This window comes from Polaribacter atrinae, assembly GCF_038023995.1.
Classification (GTDB): Bacteria; Bacteroidota; Bacteroidia; order Flavobacteriales; family Flavobacteriaceae; genus Polaribacter; species Polaribacter atrinae.
On the sequence record NZ_CP150660.1, the window covers coordinates 1,731,565 to 1,752,227 of the forward strand.

Sequence of the window (20,663 nt, forward strand, 5' to 3'; positions counted from 1 at the left end):
GATTTTTATATAAAATAAATCGGATTACAATTACTATGACTAAAAAAAAACCTAAAAGTTTAATTGAAAATATTAAAAACCTTTATTTCTTAAAATTTTACACTTTTTTAAATGATGACTCCTATAAATTTTAGTTATAAATTAACTTGTTCCCCTTTTCTGTTTATTATTTTCCCTATTTTTGCCAATCTGTTTAATCATATTAGAATTTAATTTATGCACGTTGCAATTGCAGGAAATATTGGCGCAGGTAAAACCACGCTAACCAAATTATTAGCCAAACATTACAAATGGAAACCTCATTTTGAGTCTGTTGATGAAAATCCGTATTTAGACGATTTTTACACAGAAATGGAACGTTGGTCTTTTAATTTACAAGTCTATTTTTTAAATAGTCGTTTTCGTCAAATTTTAGAATTGAGAGAATCTGGTGAAAATATTATTCAGGATAGAACTATTTATGAAGATGCGCATATTTTTGCACCCAACTTACATGCTATGGGTTTAATGACTAATAGAGACTATGGTAACTATAGTTCTTTATTTGAATTGATGGAAAACTTAGTAACTCCACCAGACTTATTAATATACTTACGTGCAGATATTTCTACTTTGGTTGGGCAAATTCATAAACGAGGTAGAGATTATGAAAACACTATTAGCATCGATTATTTAAGTAGATTAAACGAGCGTTATGAAGCTTGGATATCTAAATATACCAAAGGAAAATTATTAATTATTGATGTTGATAATCTTGATTTTGTAGACAACCAAGAAGATTTAGGATACATTATAGATAGAATAGACGCTCAAATAAATGGGTTATTCTAGAAGTATCATTTTTGTTAAAAAATAAAAGAGACCGTTTTCACGGTCTCTTTCTTTTTGTGATAAATCACAGATGATAGATTGTCCCCCAACATTCTATCAAATCTTAAAAAAAATCAACTGATTACTTCAACTTGATTGTCAACTATATATTTTATTGGTAAGATTACCTTTCCTTCTTTTGTAATTAGTATTATACAAATATTATCGATTACATCAACAACACCTTCTATACCATTTACAATAACTTTATCTCCCGACTGTATGTTTTTTCTAGTATAATACCCAAATAATAATCTTTTTATAACATCTCTAGAACCTAACCCAAAAGCAATTGTAAAAGAGGCTAAAATTGCACCTAAAATTATAGATAGATTACTGGTAATTAAATCTGTATTTACACCTGCTTGATTTAATGCAGTAACAGTTACTATAATTGCTATTAAATAAAAAGCAATAGCACCAACCAAATTTCCGCCTGTTAATTCTAACGATTTAAACATAGAAAACAAGGCTTTCTTTACCATATTTGCTACATAAAGACCTATAGCAAAAATGATAAGTGCACTAATTAATTTTGGTAAGTAGGCTATTAAACTACTTAATTGTTCAGATATCATTCTTAAACCTAACAACTCAGAGCCAACTATTATAAAAAGTAGAATTAAAACCCACTTAATAGCAGTTATAATTATGCTTGTTGGTTGAATTTTTAATGAAGATTCTCCAAAAATTTCATCAACATGTAATTTTTGTAGTAAACTATCTATTTTAGTAAATCCTAAAGCTTTTTTTATAATATACAGTAGAAACTTTATCAATAACCATCCAATTAATAGAAATCCTATTCCTTTTAATAACTGAGGTAAAAAATCTGTAAAATTATTCCAAAGTGTTTGTAAAAAACTAAAATCCATGTCAGATTGTAGCATTAGTAGTAATTTATTTGTCATTGTTTTTAGTTTTTACGATTAGATTTATTAGTATCATTACTCAAAAAATCTCCAATTGTTTTGGGGTATTTTACTAAAAACAAATCAGCAATATCCAGAGTGAATTTAATCATCCCAATATCGCTTAAAACTTTTTCTTTAAGAACCTTTGGTACACTGTGATGGTGTATAATTCTTTTAAAAGGATTGCTCATAATTATAACTCTTCATACGTTCTTACAACTTTTTGTTTCGCTCTTTTAATTCTCATTTTAACAGCGCTTTCAGCAATATTTAGAAAATCTTTAATTTCTTTAATTGTCATATCATCTTGATATTTCATTAAAAGAATCATCTTTTCTGTTGGATCAATTAAAGATAGTGCTTTTGCCAATTTCTCTGATTTTAACTCAAATAGTGTTAAATCATCAATTTCTTGAGAAACATCATCTTCCTTTATATTATCTGTAACAACCGTAACTTTTTCTTTCTTCTTATAATCGTTTCTTTGCACATAATTTACACAGAAATTATACGTAAAAGAATACAACCAAGTAGAAAACTTAGAGTTTCCTTTAAAGGTTTTTAATTTTACAAATAACCTGATAAAAACGTCGTGTGTTAAATCTTCTGCTTCTTCCTTGTTTTTGGAAAAACCATAACATTTGTTATAAACAACTTTAGAAAATCTATCATATAAAATAGCAAACAATTGTGTATTATTTGTTTCTACTATTTTAAAGACTAAATCTTCGTCACTCAAAGCCTTAACATCTATCGTTTTCAATTCAGTTATTGTTTTGACACAAATAAACTCGAAAGGTCACAATTAAATTTAAAAAAAAGTTGATAGGTAATTTAGTATCGTTGAATGGTACGAAAACTACTTTAAAAAAAAAGTTGAATCTTTTTGTAACATTTTATTTAAATCTAACGTATAATAGAATGTAGCAATACATTAATCCTTTAAAAAGTTATAGAGAATTAGATGAGACAACTTAAAATTACCAAGCAGGTTACCAATAGAGAAACCGCATCGTTAGATAAATATTTACAAGAAATAGGTAAAGTAGATTTAATTACTGCTGATGAAGAAGTAGAATTGGCACAACTTATTAAAGCTGGAGACCAAAGAGCTTTAGAAAAATTAACGAAAGCAAATTTAAGGTTTGTTGTTTCTGTTGCAAAACAATATCAAAATCAAGGATTAACTTTACCCGATTTAATAAACGAAGGTAACTTAGGTTTAATAAAAGCGGCAAAACGTTTTGATGAAACTCGTGGTTTTAAATTTATATCTTATGCCGTTTGGTGGATTCGTCAATCTATCTTACAAGCCTTAGCAGAGCAATCTAGAATTGTACGTTTACCGTTAAATAAAATTGGTTCTATCAATAAAATTAACAAAATGTATGCTTTCTTAGAGCAAGAAAACGAAAGACCTCCAAGTCCAGAAGAAATTGCTAAGAAATTAGACATGACTGTTAATGACGTAAAAGAATCTATGAAAAATTCTGGTCGTCACGTATCTATGGATGCACCATTAATTGAAGGTGAAGATTCTAACTTATACGACGTTTTAAACTCTGGTGAGTCTCCAAACCCAGATAGAGTTTTATTACACGAATCTTTAAGAATAGAAATTAACAGAGCATTAGAAACGCTTACGCCAAGAGAAGCAGATGTTGTAAAATTATACTTTGGTTTAGGTGAGCACCAACCAATGACTTTAGAAGAAATTGGTGAAACTTTCGATTTAACTCGTGAGCGTGTTCGTCAAATTAAAGAAAAAGCAATTAGAAGATTAAAACACACTTCTAGATCTAAAATTTTAATGACTTACTTAGGTTAATCATTATCAAAAATATAAAACTAAAACTCTCGAATTCATTTTCGGGAGTTTTTTTATTTGAAGCTATTTCCCGCTTTCCGTTATATCTTTTTATAACTGTCATTGCGAATTTTATTTTTTTTTAAACTGTGGCAATCTCATATTAAACAACAGATTGCTTCGTACCTCGCAATGACGTCTTTTTTATAGAGCTAATAAAAAGGATACCACTTCAATCGGGGCTAAACTTGTTTATAAACAAACATCAAACTTTATACTGCTGACCTACTTTTAATTTTTTGTAGAAATTCAAATGGTAAGAAACGGAAAGCATCCAAAGATTACCCAATGCTGGTGCGAGCGTCTCGCTCGTACCGTTTAATAGTAAAAGATAAAATAATATGATCGCTGATTTTGGCACGAGCGAGACGCTCGCGCTAGCGGTATTTTATTACTCCGATAAACACCTACAAATCATCTATTAAAAAAACATATAACTTCATGTTATCGACCTACTTTTAATTTTTTGTAGAAATTCAAATTGTATGGAACGGCAAGCATCCAAAGAACGCAGTGGTCTGGATGCGATAGTGGAATACAATGTAGAATTCTAAAAAATTAAAATCAGTCTAGATTTTTGTTTCTTTTCATCAATGGAAAAGAAAAAGAGACAAAATAAACATACAGATTATTAAATTTAACACACAAAAGAATGCCGTTTAATAAGAACTAAACTTGTTCATATACTTTTCTTTTTAATACAAACGCTATATTTTCTATGTCACTATGTGGTCCAAATTTATACTAAATTATTCTTATATTTTTAAGAGATTGCTTCGTTCGTCGCAATGACAATTTAATTACCTTTGCAAAATTAAATCACAACACAACAACAAAACAATGAGTAATTTAATTGCACCTTCAATTTTAGCAGCAGATTTTGCTAACTTACAAAGAGACATCGAAATGGTAAACAATAGTGAAGCAGATTGGTTTCATATTGATATTATGGATGGAGTTTTTGTACCAAACATTTCTTTCGGAATGCCAGTTTTAAAAGCGATTACTAAACACGCTAAGAAAACAATTGATGTACATTTAATGATTGTAAATCCAGATCAGTACATTCAAACTTTTGCAGATTTAGGCGCAGATATTTTAACCGTACATTATGAAGCTTGTACACATTTACACAGAACAGTACAAGCAATAAAAGCTGCAGGAATGAAAGCCGGAGTTGCTTTAAATCCGCATACACCAATTGCAGTTTTAGAAGATATTATAGAAGATTTAGATGTAGTGTGTATTATGAGTGTAAACCCTGGTTTTGGCGGACAATCATTTATAGAAAACACCTATAAAAAAGTAAGTCAATTAAAACACTTAATAGATTTTACAGAATCTGAATGTCAGATAGAAATAGACGGAGGTGTTACTTCTTATAACGCAAATGCATTAATAGAAGCTGGAGCAAATGTTTTAGTAGCTGGTAGTTTTGTTTTTGGATCGGAAAATCCTACACAAACTATTGCCGACTTAAAAAAGACAATAGAATAATTGTTATATACAGTTGTAGACATAGAAACCACAGGAAATGGATATAAAGGTTCTAAAATAACCGAAATATCCATTTTTGTTTTTGATGGAAAAGTAATTGTAGATGAGTTTACTACTTTGGTAAATCCAGAACAAAATATCCCTGCATTTATTACCGACCTTACCGGTATAACAGATGCCATGGTAAGAAATGCGCCTAAGTTTTATCAAATTGCAAAAAAGGTAGCAGAAATAACCAAAGACACAATTTTTGTAGCCCATAATGTTAATTTCGATTACAATATTATTCTAGAAGAATTTAAAAATTTAGGATTCGATTTTGAACGACAAAAGCTCTGTACAGTTCGTTTGTCTAGAAAGATTATGCCCGATTTAAGTTCTTATAGTTTAGGGAATATTTGTACCATAGAAAACATCCCTATAAACGGAAGACATCGAGCAAAAGGAGATGCAGAAGCAACTACAGAATTGTTTAAGAGATTATTAGAAAGAGATGATAATTTTACTATTAATTCCTTTTTAAACCCTAAATCTAAACCAGCAACGGTACCACCGCTTTTAGATAAAAAAATAGTAGATAACTTACCCGAAACCGTTGGCGTTTATGAGTTTAAAAACTCCAATAATGAAATTATTTATATTGGTCAATCTAACAATATAAAGCAACGTGTAATCAGTCATTTTTCTGATAAAAAGAAAACAACACAAACTATGTGTTTAGAAATCGCAGCTATTTCTTTCACAGAAACGGGTAACGAATTACTGTCTTTATTATTAGAATCCGCAGAAATTAAACAAACTGCTCCTAAGTTTAACAAACCGCAAAAAGAGAAAAAAGAAACGTTTGGTTTGTTTATTTACGAAGATCAAAAAGGTATTATTCATTTAGGTCATAATCGGTTAAAAATGCTTCCTAATCCTATATTGAAATGTTCTTCTGTTGCTGAATGTAAAAATCATTTAGAAACCTTACAAAAGGAGTTTCAGTTATGTCAAAAATACTGCCACATAGAACCCAACACAACTAGTTGTACTCTTTATCCGTTAGAGGATTGCCAAGGTATTTGTTGCAATGAAGAGGCTGTTAATGATTACAACGTTCGTGTAAAAGAAGCTATTAAATCAGTTGGAATTAGCTCTGAAAGTTTCGTTATTAAAGAGAAAGGTAGAACTGAAAATGAAATTGGTTTTGCATTGATTTTAGAAGGAATTTACCAAGGTTTTGGTTATGTAGATTTTCAGCAATCAGCACAATTAGAAAACCCAGAAGATTATCAGTTTTTTGTAACACCTAAAAAAGACAGCAAAGATATTCAGCGTATTATAGCAGAATATTTAAAAAAACAAAACACTCAAAATATTGAAGTTACTTTATAAGCAGCCTTAATAAGTTGAGTGTTTCTTTCTATTTTAAAAAAGTAAATAATTATTTTACCTTTTTAGTTTTCTTCATTTTATTGATCCAAATAATAGTTCCTGTAACCGGTAAACTTGTCGCAATTAAACACACTAAAAAATAAATTATTTTAGAAAACAAACCATAAATATCTCCGGTATGAATCGGTTTAATTAACGATGCAAATTGTACATTTAACGGTTTGTCTTTAAAATAATCTGCCGCTAAAATTTCTCCTGACAATGCCACATACAACCTATCTGAAGTTACCGGAGAAAAGTTGGCTTCATTCGTTTTTCTAAAACTATAATAATTACTTTTTTTAGTAGGAAAAGTGACTGACAAATCTCCTTTATAAGCAAGCGTTTTATTGGCTATTTCAATTGCTTCATCTACTGAAATCACTTTATTTCCTGGATTCTTTTCCAAGTCAAATTTTGGACTCGAACGGTTAAAAATTTCAGCTCCTATTAAATTCCCTAAACCATCTTTATACCCTTCAAAAGACCAACACAAACCTGTAACTCCCATAATGATAAGAAATATACACGCGTAAAACCCTAAGGTATTATGTAAATCATGATTAATACGTTTCCAATTGGCCTTGGTTTTAATTTTAAAACCTTGTTTTATATTTCGCCATTTTAGTTTCTTAGGAAACCATAAAACAATGCCAGAAAGTGAAATAATTAAAAAGATAATGGTAGCAACCCCAACAATAGGTCTTCCTATTTTAATATCTAACAACAACCATCTATGTAATTTAAACATCGATAATAAAAATGCATCTGCACTTGTTTTTTTTACCGTTTGTATTTCACTAGAAAAAGGATTGACCAATACTTTAGATCCACGACGTTCTTTTAAATCTTTTTTTACATTAAAAACATATGGCTCCTCCTCGTCTGCAGCAATGGTTACTCCTGTTACAAAACCCATATCTGCTACTTTTAAAGCTGTTACTAAGCCACTTATTGTTTCCTTGTTTGGTGTTTTTTCAACTATAAAATCATCAGCAAAAAAATCTTTTATTTCATGCTCAAAAGTTAAAATTGTTCCGCTTAAACACACTAAAAATAAAATAATTCCACTAGCTAAACCCAACCATAAATGAATATCGTTCATTAGTTTTCTAAAAGAATAAGGAGCTGTTTTTTTCATGGTCAGTAATTATAGAAACATAACCAAAAGTTATGTAGGTAAATAAATTATTTTAAACAATTCTGCAAATATATAATCCATATTCAATTACTCAAAACTTATTTAGATTAAATATATATAATAAAAAAAACTATCAAAAAATAAAAATACATGGAACAAAAAAAGAGGCCTCTTTAAAAGCCTCTTTCTTACTAACTAACCAATATAAAAACCACTATAATTTGGCAACCAAATATTTTACTAAATCCCTAGTAGTTACAATACCTACTAGTTCAGAATCTTCAACTACTGGTAATGCATGAAATCCTTTTGTTGTTAACAATTCTGCTGCATCTTTAATAGATGTATAAGGCGGAATCGCTGTAATGCTTTTATCCATAACTTGTGCTATAGAAAAATTGTTGTTTATATAACTATCTACCGATGTTTGATCTTCATTTAAAACAGCAGAACTTACTGTTTGTATATCATAATAACTTAACATTCCTATGATTTCTTTATCACGAACTACCGGAATATGTTTTATTTTGTGTTCTATAAATAACTTTTCTGCAGTAACTAAATCATCCGTAACACATAATGTAACTAAATTTGTTGCCATTATTGTTGATATAGGCTCGTCTCTTCTCATAATTTAAGCTTTTTATTATACCTACAAATTTCTGCATAAAATCAAGTTTAAAAGATGATTTTTATCAGTTTTAACAAAAGTTAAGAAAACTTTTTTCTAAATAATAGTTCTTCCTCATTAAACAACTACCAATAATACACTCTAAACAGGTTATTTTATAAAACCATAAAAGGTTATTAAGACAGCTATTATTAATTTAAAGAAATTAAGTTTATGTTAAGGTTTTTAATACCTAAATTAATGTTTTAAACTATTTTCTCTATAATTATTAAAATAAAAATGACAACTATTTATTTCATAAATTACAATTCTGTATCCTCTTAAAAAATAAATACATAAAAACCACATACTGTTTAGTTGCCTAGTAAATAGCTTTTTTTAACATTTGTTAAAAATTTGTTAATAAAAACAACAAAATAATATCATATATTTAAAAGGAGCAGTTATTCAAAAAATTCTCTTTAAGAAGTGCACAAATTACTTTATATTAAATTAAAACTAAAGTGACCTTTTAAATATCTATGTGTCTAAAGGTTAGCACTTAGTTAATTTTAATTACTATTTTTACGCCTTAAAACTACTTAAAATGATTAAAAATCTAAAAAGATCGACACTATTTGGGGAAATAGCTCGTTTCAATTTAGTTCCCCCAACAAAAAAAGCAATTGCTTTAAAATTTAATAAGGTTTCGTATCTTATACTACCACTACTGTTTTTATTTGCCTTTCAGAATGCTTCTGGGCAAGATAGCTTCGAAAATTCTTTAGACGGCTGGGTAAATGTAAGTGGAGACGATTTTGACTGGACTAACCTGTCAGGTCCTACTGGAAGTAGCAATACAGGACCTAATTCTGCCCAAGACGGTAGTTACTATATGTATATAGAAACTAGTGGTTTTAATAGAGTGACAGGCGAAACGGCTTCGTTAGAAAAAGATTTTAGTCTGATAGGTAAAAAAAATGCCAAATTAACGTTTCAATATCACATGTATGGGTCAACCATTGGAACCCTAAATGTTTATGTAAATAATACAAACCTTTTCACAAAATCTGGAAATCAAGGAAATAATTGGCTTAGTAGTGGATCTATAGACCTAAGTGCTTATGATGGGCAAAATATTACAATTAGATTTGAAGGAATCAGAGGAACTAATTACAGAGGTGATATTGCTATAGATAACGTACTTGTTACTACAGATAATGACAATGATGGCGTCTCTGATGTTGACGATGAAGATGATGATAATGATGGTATTTTAGATATAGATGAAGGTTTATGTACATCCGTACAATCTGGAACATGGACATCTGTAAACGCTACAACTAGAACCTTTGATTTTGGAAATGGAATAATAGCAAGAGCTGTAACAACAGCTACAACTGCGTTTTCAAATGGAAATTTTAATAATCAGAATTTTTGGTCTGAGGATCTTGGTGGTGACGTTTCTTTACAGACTTCTTATAACTGGGGATCAACTTTAACCATAACTTTTGAAAATTCAGCAGGAAATGCGGTTACAGTAGACAATTTAAAACTTCATTTCGATAGAATAGGTGGAATTGTTAATACAGGTTCTGGTCAATACACAGGAAATTCAGCTTTAATTACCTTAAATGGAGGATTAACTTGGACTAAATTAACGAATGCAACAGATGATTTTCTTGTAACATCAAACACAGTAAAAGATTCTTCTTCAGGAAATGCTACAGCCTTTGAAGCTGAATCCAGCAAAGGTGTAAGTGACGGTACCGCTTCTGGCTCGCTCTCTATAAACGAGCCAACGAGTAGTATATCATTAGCTTTTCCACAAGATGGTACTACTGGTGCAGGAGATACCATTGAACTTATAATATCTGCGTGTAAAAATTTAGACACAGACGGAGATGGAACTCCAGATTATTTAGACTCAGATTCAGACGGAGACGGTTGTTCAGATGCAGATGAAGCTTATTTTAGTACTGTAACAGATGCAGATTCAAATAACAACGGAACATACGGTAATGGAACCCCAACAGTTGATACTGTTGGAAAAGTAGTTGGAGCTAGTTATACTACACCAGACGCGTATTACTTAGATGCAAGTGTAAACGCTTGTTATGATAACGACAAGGATGGTATACCAGACGATGTAGATTTAGATGATGATAATGATGGTATACCAGATACTGAAGAAAATATAGGATGTACAGGTAGTTTAAATTATGAATTTTATGATGCTATACCTCTCAATAATAGTGTAGACAACATCCCTACCACAGGAGCTGCAGGAGTAGGTACTGTTTCAGATTTTAATGTAGAGGCTTTACAGAATATTGTTACTCCAACTGATGATACCAACTATAGCATTAGGTATACAGGTTTTATTAATATACCCACGACAGATACTTACACTTTTTACTTAAACTCAGATGATGGATCTAAAGTATATATTGATGGAAATGAAGTTGTAGCTTATGATGGTCTGCATAGTGCAAATGGTCCAATCACAGGAAATCCCTTTGCACTAAATAAAGGTGCTCACACCATCGAAATTCTATTTTTTGAAAGGACAGGAGCACATTCTTTGAATGTCGAATACTCAAACACTACTTCACCATCAAGAATTCCAATCCCTTTTAACACTTTATCTTCTAATTGTGATAGTGATGGCGATGGGATCGCTAATTCTTTAGACTCAGACTCAGACAACGATGGTTGTCCGGATGCTTTAGAAGGAAGCGGAACTTATAGTCATACAGATATTGATACAGATCCAAGCAGCCCAACTTTTGGAATGCTTACTGCTGCTGTAGATACAGATAAAGAAAGTGATACTTACGGAATTCCAGGTGGAATAACACAAACTATAGGTACTTCTCAAAATGCAGATATTCAAAGTCCTGCATGTTATATAGCTCCTTATAACGATATCAATCAAACACCACAAGACACTCCTATTAACGGAGACTTGTTAACCAATGATGAAAATATAGCAAGTGTAACAAAAGTAAAAATAGGTACCACTGATTATACAGTTCCTCCAGAAGCAAGTGGAACTCCTGGTAGTGTAACTATTACAAATGTACCTGGTGTTGATAAAAATGGAAATGCTGTTGCAAATGCAGGTACCATTACTATAAAATCTGACGGAAACTACACTTTTGTACCTGCTGCAGGATTTACAGGAACTATTGATCCTGTTACTTACACAGGAACTGGTGATGATGGAGCTACAGACACCGCTTCTTTATCAATTGAAGTATTGCCAAACGTTCAACCGAATAGTAATCCGCCAACGGCGCAAAATGATGTAAATACAACAGAGTTAAACACAAATATAAATTCTAATGTAATTTCTAATGATAGTGATCCTGATGGAGATGCTTTAACCGTATCTTCTGCTGATGTAATTATTGGAACAGCAACAACAGTTGCTGGGGTTGATGAATATGGAAATGCTATTGCAAATGCAGGTACTCTTAACTTAACCAGCACTGGAACTTATGAATTTATTCCTGTGGATGGATTTACAGGGACAGTAAATGATATTACATACACCATTTCTGATGGTAATGGTGGTACCGATACTGCTACCCTTAGCTTAAATGTGATTCCTAATTATGGTAACAATACCTTTGCCAATGATGATGCTAATTCTGCTCCCCAAGGAACTACAATGAATGGTAATGTTGTTGCAAATGACTTTGACCCAGAAAATAATGATCAAACGGTTACGGATGCAACTGCAAATGGAACGTCTATTACAATTGGAACAAAAACAACGATTCCAAATGTTGGGGATTTAACATTAAACGCTGATGGATCTTATACTTTTGAACCATTATCTAATTTTGTAGGAACAGTTCCTGTTACGTACATAATTAATGATAACGGAACAACAACTGCTAGTGATCAAGCTACCTTGTATTTGACTTCTATTCCTGAAGTTCTTGAAGCAAACGCAATGATTACCCAAGTATATCATTTTGGTATAGAAAAATGGATTGAAATTACAAACATAGGTAGAACAGATATTCCTGCAAATACAATTAAAGTACAATTGTACAAAGATAAAGCAGGAGATCAAACAGGGATACAACCAGATGCTGATGGTGTAGTTAATACAATATTAGAAGTTGGTAAATCTGTTTTAATAAACAATAGAGCTGCAACCTCTATTAATAATCTAGGAACTGGCAACATACAAACAAATGCTCCTTTAACAGATTTAAATGATGCTAATGATATTATTACGCTTTCTACTGCTACCGGAATAAACTCTTGGGCAAATAGATATGATGTAGCTTCTAATATTGCAAATAAAACATCTGTTGTAAGGATAGATGAGGCATTAACAACTAATAAAAACTATACCGCTGATGAGTGGGTAGTATTTATTGATGATGCAATAACACCTTATCAACCAATTGGTGAAGCTAATATTTCAGGAACTAAAAGACACCCACAAGATCCATTAATTTCTGAAATATTAAATTCAGATACAGAAGCGAATACGCTGTTAGGTTTACATAGAATTAAAATTACAACTTCAACTGCTAGTAGTAATGTATATACGAATGGTTTTCCAGATAGATCTCGTTCTGTAGTAATTGATCAAGATTTTGAACATACTGGTAATAGATTAAGTGCAAGAAAACTTAAAGTAGAAACAGGTACTACATTAACAGTAACAGACCAATTGTTAGTAGTTACTAATGATATTACTTTAGATGGAGATATTCGTTTAGCAGGTACGTTAGCACAATTAGTACAAACACATACAGGTGCAAGTACAATTACAAGTACAATTGTAGGTACAATGGGTAATCTATTAGTAGACCAAAACTCAGAAATACCAAGTTTATACAGATATGGTTATATGAGTTCTCCTGTAAATTCAGGAACCAACATCTACACAATAGAAGATGTATTAAAAGATGGTACAGACCCAACAACCCCAAAAGATATTACTTTTGTTCCTGGGTATGATGGTTCTTTTGATGAAACAAATACACTTGCCATTTCATTAGCAGACTATTGGATATACACATATTCACCAGAATCTAATGGTAGAACTAATTGGGCACACCAATATAAAGACGGTGAAATAAATAGCGGAGATGGATTTATTTTTAAAGGACCTGGAAAATTACTAGGACAAAATTATACATTTGTTGGTACTCCTAATGATGGTGAATTCAATACCCATAATACTTTAGGTGCAGGAGAAGATTATCTAATAGGTAACCCTTTCCCTTCTGCTATGAATGCTAAAAAGTTTATAAATGACAACTTAAATGAGACTACAGGAACACTTTACTTCTGGGAACATAAAGAAAGTGCTATTGGTGAAGGACAAGGTATTGACGGACATATATTTGGTGGTTATATTGGTGGATATGCAACATTAAACCTAAGTGGTGGTGTTGCGGCAGACTTACCTGCAAATACTAGTAATGATAACAGCGGAACTTCTGGAGTAGACAGTGCCACTGATTATACAACACCTCTTCCATACATTGCAATCGGGCAAGGATTCTTTATTGAAGGAGATCTTGGCGGAACAATAGAATTTAATAACAGCCAAAGAGCTTATGTAACAGAAGGTACTGAATCTGTTTTCTTTAAAACAAGTGAACAAGCGAGTAAGTCTAAAACTACTTCTAATGCATTACCTTTTATTAAATTAGGTTTTGAATATTACAATGAAGATAATTTATTCTTACACCATCAAATAGGAATCTCTTTCCAAGCAACAAATTCTTTTGCTTTTAATAAAGGATACGACTCGGAAGCATATGAAACTGGTAAAACAGACATGTATTGGAAATTCCCTAATGATGATAAAAATTATGTAATTGCTGGGGTTCAAGAAATCTCGAACGAGTTAGAAGTTCCTTTAGAAGTAATTGTTGATTATTCTGGACAAGTGAATATAATGGTAGATGAAACTGAAAATGTAACTAGAGATATTTATATTACAGATAAACTTACCGGAACTTCTTATGATCTTACAAGTGATAAAATCACTTTAACTTTAGATAAAGGAAAATATACAGATCGTTTTGTACTTGCTTTTACTCCAAGTAGTACTTTAAACATAGAAAATGAAATATTAGATGCATACACCAATATTTATGCAGACAATGAAAACCACCAAATTGTAATTTCTAAAAACAATGAAGTAGAAATTAATAAGGTAGAGATGTTTGACATTCTAGGTAAAAAAGTAAGTATTTGGAATATTAAAGAACAAAAAGACACTCACCAATTAGAGATCAAAAAACAAATTCCAACTGGTGTGTATATTGTAAAAATGAATACCAATAAAGGTACAATAAACAAAAAGGTAGTTATTGAATAACACTTAAAATACACCTCAATACTAAAAATTGAGGTGTATCTTAAAATTAAAAAAGACCATAGTAAAAGATTTTTATTTCTTTTACTATGGTCTTTTTTTGTGACCGCGAAGGGATTCGAACCCCCAACCCTCAGAGCCGAAATCTGATATTCTATCCAGTTGAACTACGCAGCCTAGTAAAACTTAATTTACATTAAATTCTTTTTTACAAGAACAGAAATAACTTTACCATCTGCTTGTCCTGCTAATTCTTTAGAAACAACTCCCATAACTTTTCCCATATCTTTCATACCAGATGCTCCAAGTTTTTGAATAGCCGCAATAACAACTTCTTCTACTTTTTCTTCTGATAAAGCTTCTGGTAAAAACTGCTCTAAAACAGCTAATTCTGCTAACTCCGGATCAGCCAAATCTTGCCTTCCTTGTTCAATAAAAATAGCAGCACTATCTTTTCTTTGTTTAACTTGTTTCTGAATAATTTTAATTTCTTGCTCTTCTGTAATTTCTGCTTGAACACCTGTTTCTGTTTTCGCTAATAAAAATGCCGATTTAACAGCTCTTAAAGCCTGTAAAGCAACTGTGTCTTTTGCTTTCATTGCTTCTTTCATTTTATCCATTACTTGTTTTTGCAAACTCATTGTATTTTATTTTTAAATTAATTATTTCTTTGTTTTCTTTAAGTACAACACTTTTTTATGATAATCTATAAATGCTTTTCCCTTTTGTAAAACATCTGCACCTATAATACCATGTACTTCTTTTGCTTTATGCTGTGTTAAAGCTGTATTTACATGTGATAAATTGAACAACACTAAGTGGCATTTATTTGTTTTCCAATCTCCTATTTTTAAAGAATTATTATCAGACTGTAAAGTTTCCATATCTGTCGCTCCTGCCCCAGCCGCTTTGGTTTCACTTTCTTGAGCATCCAAATTAAAATGAGTTATCATATCTAATCCTACACATGAGTTAGAAGCACCTGTGTCTAATATAAATCGCCCTTTTACACCATTAATTGCTGCTTTTAATTCTAGGTGATTCGTTGCAATTTTCTTTAGTTTTATTTTAACGAATTTCTTCTTCTTTAAAATTTTATCAATACTACTCATTTTTTTATTCTTTGAAGTTATCAAAAATACGATTTAAAAGTTTTAAGAAGTACTATCGCTCTAAAATTTCTTTTAGACTCACTTTATAAGTCACAAATTCTTTAAGATTATGATGTGTTCCTCCGTCAATCTCTACATACCTATTTTTGGTTCCTATATTCAGCTTTAACAACTTTTTAGATTGCATATAAGAAGTGGTATTGTCTTTATTTCCATGAAAAAGTGTAATAAGACATGTTACATTAGAAACATCCTTATCAGTTCTAAAATGATACTTCAATAAAAAAGTAGGAGCAAATTTAAACTTGTAAGCAGCAGCTTTTTTAAAGTTAAAGAAAGGTGCTTCTAAAATTAATTCCTTAGGCTTATTTAGAGAAGCTATTTTGGTTGCAAAAGTACCACCTAAAGAAAAACCATACACCACAATATTCTCTTCTTTAAAATTCTTTTTTAAGTGATTGTAAACTACTAAACCATCATTATACATCGCTCCTTCATTATAATCACCTGTACTCTTTCCGTAATTCCGATAATCAAAAACCAAAACTTCATAATTGTATTCTAAAAAATGGGCAACTCTATCGCCCCATTTTGTTAGATTCCCTTTATTACCATGGCAAAATAAAACAACTCCTTTTGGATTTTGTAATTGAAAATGAAGTGCATTAATTACATTGTCTCCATCAGTTTTTAAAAAGAGTTCTTCAAACTTGTGTATAAAGTGATATTGATGATTCTGATCTAATTGATCTCCATTCAAAAAAATAAATTTTTCTTGAAAGAAAAAGGCACTCATAAAAAAAATAACTATGATTACAGTTAAAGAATAAAATATATAAATCATTTAAAAATTTGAAAAACAAAATTAATCATTTTTAAAGATTATAAATACAAATTACAACGATAACAAAAGTGACATAAAACAAAGACCAACAATTAAAGTAAATACCTGAAAAGAAATATGAAAATTAAAATGATTCAAAACATTATAAAATTAGATAACTATTTCTTAAAATATAGTGACTATAATTAAAAATTATATTTAACTTACTATGAATTCAAAAAACAAAAAAATGAAAAAATTATTATTTGTAGTTGTATGTTTAACATTATCGTTTAGTGCTTGTAGAGAAGATAAAAAAGAAGAAAAAAAGACAGAAGTAAAAACAGAAAATAATGTGAATATTGAAACTCCACAAGGAAGTGTAAAAACTGATGGGGACGGAAATGTTGATATTAAAATTAAAGAGTAAAACTTAAAGTAATGATCTATATTATTTAGAATATAACATTAAATATAAAAAAAAACCGATTCATTTCTGAATCGGTTTTTAATATTATAATTGATTGAAGTCTATCCTCCAAAGTCATCAAAACGAATATTCTCATCTGCAAGACCAAAATCTTCTCCCATTTTCTGAACAGCATTGTTCATTAAAGGTGGCCCACAGAAATACAATTCTAAATCTTCAGGAGCTTCATGGTGATTTAAGTAGTTTTCAATAACACAGTTGTGAATAAAACCTACAAAACCGTCTCCAGACTCATCATTAATATCTGTTTTCTTTTTCCAGTTATCTGCCTCTGTTGGATCAGACAAAGCAATATAGAATTTAAAGTTTGGAAAATCTTTTTCCAATGCTCTAAAGTGTTCGATATAGAATAATTCTGCTTTAGAACGACCTCCATACCAATAAGTAACTTTTCTACCAGTCTTTAATGTTCTGAATAAGTGATATAAGTGAGAACGCATTGGTGCCATACCTGCTCCACCACCTACATATAACATTTCTGCATCAGATTCATTAATAAAGAATTCTCCATAAGGTCCAGAAATAACACATTTATCACCTTTTTTAAGGTTAAAAATATATGAAGATGCAATACCTGGATTTACATCCATCCAGCCACCTTTAGCTCTATCAAAAGGAGGTGTTGCAATACGTACATTTAACATAATTTCTCTTCCCTCTGCTGGGTAAGAAGCCATAGAATATGCTCTTTCTATAGTTTCTGTATTTTTCATTACTAATGGTCTAAGTTTAAACTTATCCCACTCTGCTTCGAATTTATCTGGAGTATCATGCTCTTCTGGATGTGCTGTAATATCCATATCAGCATAGTTTATTTCACAAGCTGGAATTTCAATTTGAATATATCCACCTGCTTTATACCCCATATCTTCTGGAATTTCAACAACAAACTCCTTAATAAAAGTAGCTACGTTGTAATTTCTAACAACAACAGCATCAAATTTCTTAATCCCGAAGATTTCTTCTGGAATAGAAATATCCATGTCTTGTTTTACTTTTACCTGACAAGCTAAACGAATACCATGTTTTAATTCTTTACGGGTAAAGTGAGGTGTTTCTGTTGGTAAAGCTTCACCTCCACCAGAATTTACGTGACACTCACATTGAACGCAAGATCCCCCACCTCCACATGCAGATGGTAAAAATATTTTTTCGTTTCCTAAAGTTGTTAAAAGTGAACTACCAGAACCTACTTCAATTTTACGCTCACCATTAATAGTGATTGTTACCGGACCAGATGGCGATAGTTTTTGTTTTACAAATAATAATAATGCTACCAATACCAGTGTTAATACTAAAAAAGCTGCTACTGTTGCAATAATGGTTCCTGTTGTACCTGCTGCTAATATCATATCTACTCTTGGTTTGTATTTGTGTTTACAGCTACAATTTCTTTAGCTGATTTTACTTCTTCTTTCTTAATGCTAGCTTCTGTAGCTGGTTTTTCTTCTTCTTTATCGTCACCACCTGTTAACATTCCTCCAAAACTCATAAACCCAATAGCCATTAATCCTGTAATGATAAACGTAATTCCTAAACCTCTTAATGCAGGTGGAACGTTAGAGTATCTAATTTTTTCACGAATTGCAGCAATTGCTACAATTGCTAAAAACCATCCAATTCCAGAACCAACTCCGTAGGTTAAAGCTAAACCTAAGGTAGGAATCTCACGAGATTGCATAAATAAACTTCCACCTAAGATAGCACAGTTTACTGCAATTAACGGTAAGAAAATACCTAAAGAGTTGTATAATGAAGGTGAGAATTTTTCAACAATGATTTCTACCAACTGTACCATGGTTGCAATGGTTGCAATAAACATGATGAATGATAAGAAACTTAAGTCGTATTCTGCATACTCTGCACCCAACCATTTTAATGCACCTGGTTGTAAGATATATTGATCTAATAACCAGTTTAATGGTACAGTAACTGCTAATACAAAAATTACAGCAGCTCCTAAACCAACGGCAGTAGTTACTTTTTTAGATACTGCAAGGTAAGAACACATTCCTAAGAATACTGAAAATACCATGTTATCTATAAATATCGATTTGAAAAATAATTCTATATGTTCCATATTTTTAGTTTTCAGTTTGCAGTTTGCAGTTTTCAGAATCAGCATTTACTGCCAACTGAATACTGTTTTTACTGCCTACTTTTTAATTCTCTTCTATTAATGATTTGTTTTTACTACGCTGTATCCAAATAATAATACCAACTACAATTAATGCCATTGGAGGCATAATCATAAATCCATTATTTTCATAACCAAATGCATACAAACCTGTTTTAGTAATAGGATCTCCTAAAACTTTAAATCCTAATAAAGTACCAGAACCTAATAATTCTCTAAAGAAACCTACAATAACTAAAATTAAACCATAACCTGCAGCATTACCAATTCCATCTAAGAAAGATTTCCACGGTCCGTTTGCTAAAGCAAAAGCTTCAAAACGTCCCATAATAATACAGTTTGTAATAATTAAACCAACAAAAACAGAAAGTGTTTTACTTAGTTCATAAGCAAAAGCTTTTAAAACTAAATCTACAACAATTACTAAAGCAGCAACTACAACTAGTTGTACAATAATTCTAATTTTAGATGGTATAATGTTACGCATTAATGAAATAACTACGTTTCCTACAGCCAATACTGCCATTACTGAAAACGCCATAATTAAAGATGCTTTTAATTCTGCCGTAATAGCTAAAGCAGAACAAATACCTAATACTTGTATAGTAATAGGGTTATCATCTAATAAAGGATCTGTAATTAATGCTGCGTCTTTTTTTGATAAAAGTCCCATAAACTATTTTTTTAAAGTTTTAAAATAAGGAATGTAAAGCTTTAACTCATCTTTAATCATTGCAGACACTCCGTTACCTGTAATTGTTGCTCCAGCGATGGCATCTACTTCATTATCCGTTTTGTCTTCATTCATTGGATCATTATTTCCTTTCGCTACAGCAACTCCTTTAAAGTCTCCATTGCTAGAAAATAAGTGTTCTCCAATAAAATCATCCATAAAAAAACGTTGTTTTATGTTTGCTCCTAAACCAGCCGTTTCTCCTTTATGATCAAAATAAGCACCTTGTATAACCATGTTCTTATCTATAGAAACATAAGCCCAAATTGCATCCCAAAGTCCTTTTCCTCTAATTGGCGCAATATAAAAAGTCTCCCCATTTTTCTCACCAATAAACAAAGGTAAGCGACGTTCGTTTCCTTCTTTTGCGCTTGTTTGTTCTTTTTTAATATCAATTAAAAAAGCTTTTTCATCCTCAGTAACTTTATCACCTTGAATAACTATTTGCTTTTTAATATATTTTTTAAATTCTTCTTGAGCAATTTCTGTAGAAACAAAGTTTGCACTTGTTTCATCATTATCATTTACGCCCATAGCGTACAAGATATTTTGCTGTTTTTCTATACGTTGATTCGCTGTTATGGTTGGTCTTAAAGACGAAGCCGTAAAAGCTAACATAGTACCAACAACTAATACCATTGCTACGGCAAAAATCATTGTATATGAATTACTATCTGTTCTCTTACTCATAA

Annotated in this window: 18 protein-coding genes and 1 tRNA gene; 6 read left to right on the top strand and 13 right to left on the bottom strand. The window is 31.0% G+C overall.

The features are described 5' to 3' along the window. Positions 1 to 216 precede the first annotated feature (216 nt). On the top strand, positions 217 to 831 hold the full coding sequence (locus WG945_RS07620) for a deoxynucleoside kinase (protein WP_068448800.1): 615 nt from the start codon (positions 217 to 219) through the stop codon (positions 829 to 831). Between the two features lie 113 nt (positions 832 to 944). Here the strand turns inward: WG945_RS07620 and WG945_RS07625 are convergent, their stop codons facing one another. From WG945_RS07625 to WG945_RS07635, 3 genes are read right to left on the bottom strand one after another with little or no spacing between them, the layout of a single operon-like run. Next, positions 945 to 1,781 (bottom strand): mechanosensitive ion channel family protein, encoded by an 837-nt coding sequence (locus WG945_RS07625; RefSeq protein WP_082864185.1) that lies wholly within the window; start codon positions 1,779 to 1,781, stop codon positions 945 to 947. 5 nt (positions 1,782 to 1,786) lie between these two features. Next, positions 1,787 to 1,975, bottom strand: a complete 189-nt coding sequence (locus tag WG945_RS07630) for a hypothetical protein (protein WP_068448805.1) — start codon at positions 1,973 to 1,975, stop codon at positions 1,787 to 1,789. A 2-nt stretch (positions 1,976 to 1,977) separates the two neighbouring features. Next, positions 1,978 to 2,547 carry an RNA polymerase sigma factor gene (locus WG945_RS07635; protein ID WP_082864186.1) on the bottom strand — a complete coding sequence of 190 codons (570 nt, stop codon included), beginning with the start codon at positions 2,545 to 2,547 and terminating at the stop codon, positions 1,978 to 1,980. Positions 2,548 to 2,748: 201 nt separating this feature from the next. Between WG945_RS07635 and WG945_RS07640 the strand changes: the two genes are divergently transcribed. The 3 genes from WG945_RS07640 (at position 2,749) to WG945_RS07650 (ending at position 6,525) form a co-directional block, all read left to right on the top strand. After that, positions 2,749 to 3,612, top strand: coding sequence for a sigma-70 family RNA polymerase sigma factor (locus tag WG945_RS07640; RefSeq protein WP_015482077.1), 864 nt, complete (start codon positions 2,749 to 2,751; stop codon positions 3,610 to 3,612). An 879-nt stretch (positions 3,613 to 4,491) separates the two neighbouring features. Next, entirely contained in the window at positions 4,492 to 5,148 is a 657-nt protein-coding gene (gene rpe / locus WG945_RS07645) for a ribulose-phosphate 3-epimerase (RefSeq protein WP_068448809.1), read from the top strand. Then, positions 5,149 to 6,525 carry an exonuclease domain-containing protein gene (locus WG945_RS07650; RefSeq protein WP_068448811.1) on the top strand — a complete coding sequence of 459 codons (1,377 nt, stop codon included), beginning with the start codon at positions 5,149 to 5,151 and terminating at the stop codon, positions 6,523 to 6,525. Between the two features lie 49 nt (positions 6,526 to 6,574). On the opposite strand, the gene WG945_RS07655 is transcribed toward WG945_RS07650, so the two are convergent. Beyond that, on the bottom strand, positions 6,575 to 7,705 hold the full coding sequence (locus WG945_RS07655; protein ID WP_082864187.1) for a PepSY-associated TM helix domain-containing protein: 1,131 nt from the start codon (positions 7,703 to 7,705) through the stop codon (positions 6,575 to 6,577). Positions 7,706 to 7,919: 214 nt separating this feature from the next. Next, positions 7,920 to 8,336 (bottom strand): CBS domain-containing protein, encoded by a 417-nt coding sequence (locus WG945_RS07660; RefSeq protein ID WP_025562381.1) that lies wholly within the window; start codon positions 8,334 to 8,336, stop codon positions 7,920 to 7,922. Between the two features lie 586 nt (positions 8,337 to 8,922). Here WG945_RS07660 and WG945_RS07665 point away from each other — a divergent pair. Continuing rightward, on the top strand, positions 8,923 to 14,679 hold the full coding sequence (locus tag WG945_RS07665; RefSeq protein WP_068448812.1) for an Ig-like domain-containing protein: 5,757 nt from the start codon (positions 8,923 to 8,925) through the stop codon (positions 14,677 to 14,679). A 100-nt stretch (positions 14,680 to 14,779) separates the two neighbouring features. On the opposite strand, the gene WG945_RS07670 is transcribed toward WG945_RS07665, so the two are convergent. The 4 genes from WG945_RS07670 to WG945_RS07685 all read right to left on the bottom strand — a co-directional run bounded on the left by WG945_RS07670 (position 14,780) and on the right by WG945_RS07685 (position 16,632). Then, positions 14,780 to 14,853, bottom strand: a tRNA-Arg gene (locus WG945_RS07670). A gap of 14 nt (positions 14,854 to 14,867) precedes the next feature. Further along, a complete protein-coding gene (locus WG945_RS07675; protein WP_068448814.1) occupies positions 14,868 to 15,317 on the bottom strand; it encodes a GatB/YqeY domain-containing protein in 450 nt (149 codons plus the stop codon). A 21-nt stretch (positions 15,318 to 15,338) separates the two neighbouring features. Then, on the bottom strand, positions 15,339 to 15,788 hold the full coding sequence (locus WG945_RS07680; protein ID WP_068448815.1) for a retropepsin-like aspartic protease: 450 nt from the start codon (positions 15,786 to 15,788) through the stop codon (positions 15,339 to 15,341). 52 nt (positions 15,789 to 15,840) lie between these two features. Beyond that, positions 15,841 to 16,632 (bottom strand): alpha/beta hydrolase, encoded by a 792-nt coding sequence (locus WG945_RS07685; RefSeq protein WP_231874582.1) that lies wholly within the window; start codon positions 16,630 to 16,632, stop codon positions 15,841 to 15,843. 229 nt (positions 16,633 to 16,861) lie between these two features. Here WG945_RS07685 and WG945_RS07690 point away from each other — a divergent pair, with 229 nt between their 5' ends. After that, a complete protein-coding gene (locus tag WG945_RS07690) occupies positions 16,862 to 17,041 on the top strand; it encodes a hypothetical protein (protein ID WP_157603559.1) in 180 nt (59 codons plus the stop codon). 101 nt (positions 17,042 to 17,142) lie between these two features. On the opposite strand, the gene nqrF is transcribed toward WG945_RS07690, so the two are convergent. The 4 genes from nqrF to WG945_RS07710 form a co-directional block, all read right to left on the bottom strand. After that, positions 17,143 to 18,453 carry an NADH:ubiquinone reductase (Na(+)-transporting) subunit F gene (gene nqrF / locus WG945_RS07695; RefSeq protein ID WP_068448818.1) on the bottom strand — a complete coding sequence of 437 codons (1,311 nt, stop codon included), beginning with the start codon at positions 18,451 to 18,453 and terminating at the stop codon, positions 17,143 to 17,145. A gap of 2 nt (positions 18,454 to 18,455) precedes the next feature. Next, positions 18,456 to 19,181, bottom strand: coding sequence for an NADH:ubiquinone reductase (Na(+)-transporting) subunit E (nqrE, locus tag WG945_RS07700; protein WP_082864188.1), 726 nt, complete (start codon positions 19,179 to 19,181; stop codon positions 18,456 to 18,458). Between the two features lie 82 nt (positions 19,182 to 19,263). Beyond that, entirely contained in the window at positions 19,264 to 19,911 is a 648-nt protein-coding gene (locus WG945_RS07705; RefSeq protein ID WP_068448822.1) for an NADH:ubiquinone reductase (Na(+)-transporting) subunit D, read from the bottom strand. Positions 19,912 to 19,914: 3 nt separating this feature from the next. Continuing rightward, a complete protein-coding gene (locus WG945_RS07710) occupies positions 19,915 to 20,661 on the bottom strand; it encodes a Na(+)-translocating NADH-quinone reductase subunit C (protein ID WP_068448825.1) in 747 nt (248 codons plus the stop codon). Positions 20,662 to 20,663: the final 2 nt, after the last annotated feature.

What these genes read in the sequence shown, in the direction of transcription:
- WG945_RS07620 (WP_068448800.1), top strand. Translation starts at nt 217, where the DNA reads ATGCACGTTGCAATTGCAGGAAATATTGGCGCAGGTAAAACCACGCTA.
- WG945_RS07625 (WP_082864185.1), bottom strand. Translation starts at nt 1,781, where the DNA reads ATGACAAATAAATTACTACTAATGCTACAATCTGACATGGATTTTAGT.
- WG945_RS07630 (WP_068448805.1), bottom strand. Translation starts at nt 1,975, where the DNA reads ATGAGCAATCCTTTTAAAAGAATTATACACCATCACAGTGTACCAAAG.
- WG945_RS07640 (WP_015482077.1), top strand. Translation starts at nt 2,749, where the DNA reads ATGAGACAACTTAAAATTACCAAGCAGGTTACCAATAGAGAAACCGCA.
- rpe (WP_068448809.1), top strand. Translation starts at nt 4,492, where the DNA reads ATGAGTAATTTAATTGCACCTTCAATTTTAGCAGCAGATTTTGCTAAC.
- WG945_RS07655 (WP_082864187.1), bottom strand. Translation starts at nt 7,705, where the DNA reads ATGAAAAAAACAGCTCCTTATTCTTTTAGAAAACTAATGAACGATATT.
- WG945_RS07660 (WP_025562381.1), bottom strand. Translation starts at nt 8,336, where the DNA reads ATGAGAAGAGACGAGCCTATATCAACAATAATGGCAACAAATTTAGTT.
- WG945_RS07665 (WP_068448812.1), top strand. Translation starts at nt 8,923, where the DNA reads ATGATTAAAAATCTAAAAAGATCGACACTATTTGGGGAAATAGCTCGT.
- WG945_RS07675 (WP_068448814.1), bottom strand. Translation starts at nt 15,317, where the DNA reads ATGAGTTTGCAAAAACAAGTAATGGATAAAATGAAAGAAGCAATGAAA.
- WG945_RS07680 (WP_068448815.1), bottom strand. Translation starts at nt 15,788, where the DNA reads ATGAGTAGTATTGATAAAATTTTAAAGAAGAAGAAATTCGTTAAAATA.
- WG945_RS07685 (WP_231874582.1), bottom strand. Translation starts at nt 16,632, where the DNA reads ATGATTTATATATTTTATTCTTTAACTGTAATCATAGTTATTTTTTTT.
- WG945_RS07690 (WP_157603559.1), top strand. Translation starts at nt 16,862, where the DNA reads ATGAAAAAATTATTATTTGTAGTTGTATGTTTAACATTATCGTTTAGT.
- nqrF (WP_068448818.1), bottom strand. Translation starts at nt 18,453, where the DNA reads ATGATATTAGCAGCAGGTACAACAGGAACCATTATTGCAACAGTAGCA.
- nqrE (WP_082864188.1), bottom strand. Translation starts at nt 19,181, where the DNA reads ATGGAACATATAGAATTATTTTTCAAATCGATATTTATAGATAACATG.
- WG945_RS07705 (WP_068448822.1), bottom strand. Translation starts at nt 19,911, where the DNA reads ATGGGACTTTTATCAAAAAAAGACGCAGCATTAATTACAGATCCTTTA.
- WG945_RS07710 (WP_068448825.1), bottom strand. Translation starts at nt 20,661, where the DNA reads ATGAGTAAGAGAACAGATAGTAATTCATATACAATGATTTTTGCCGTA.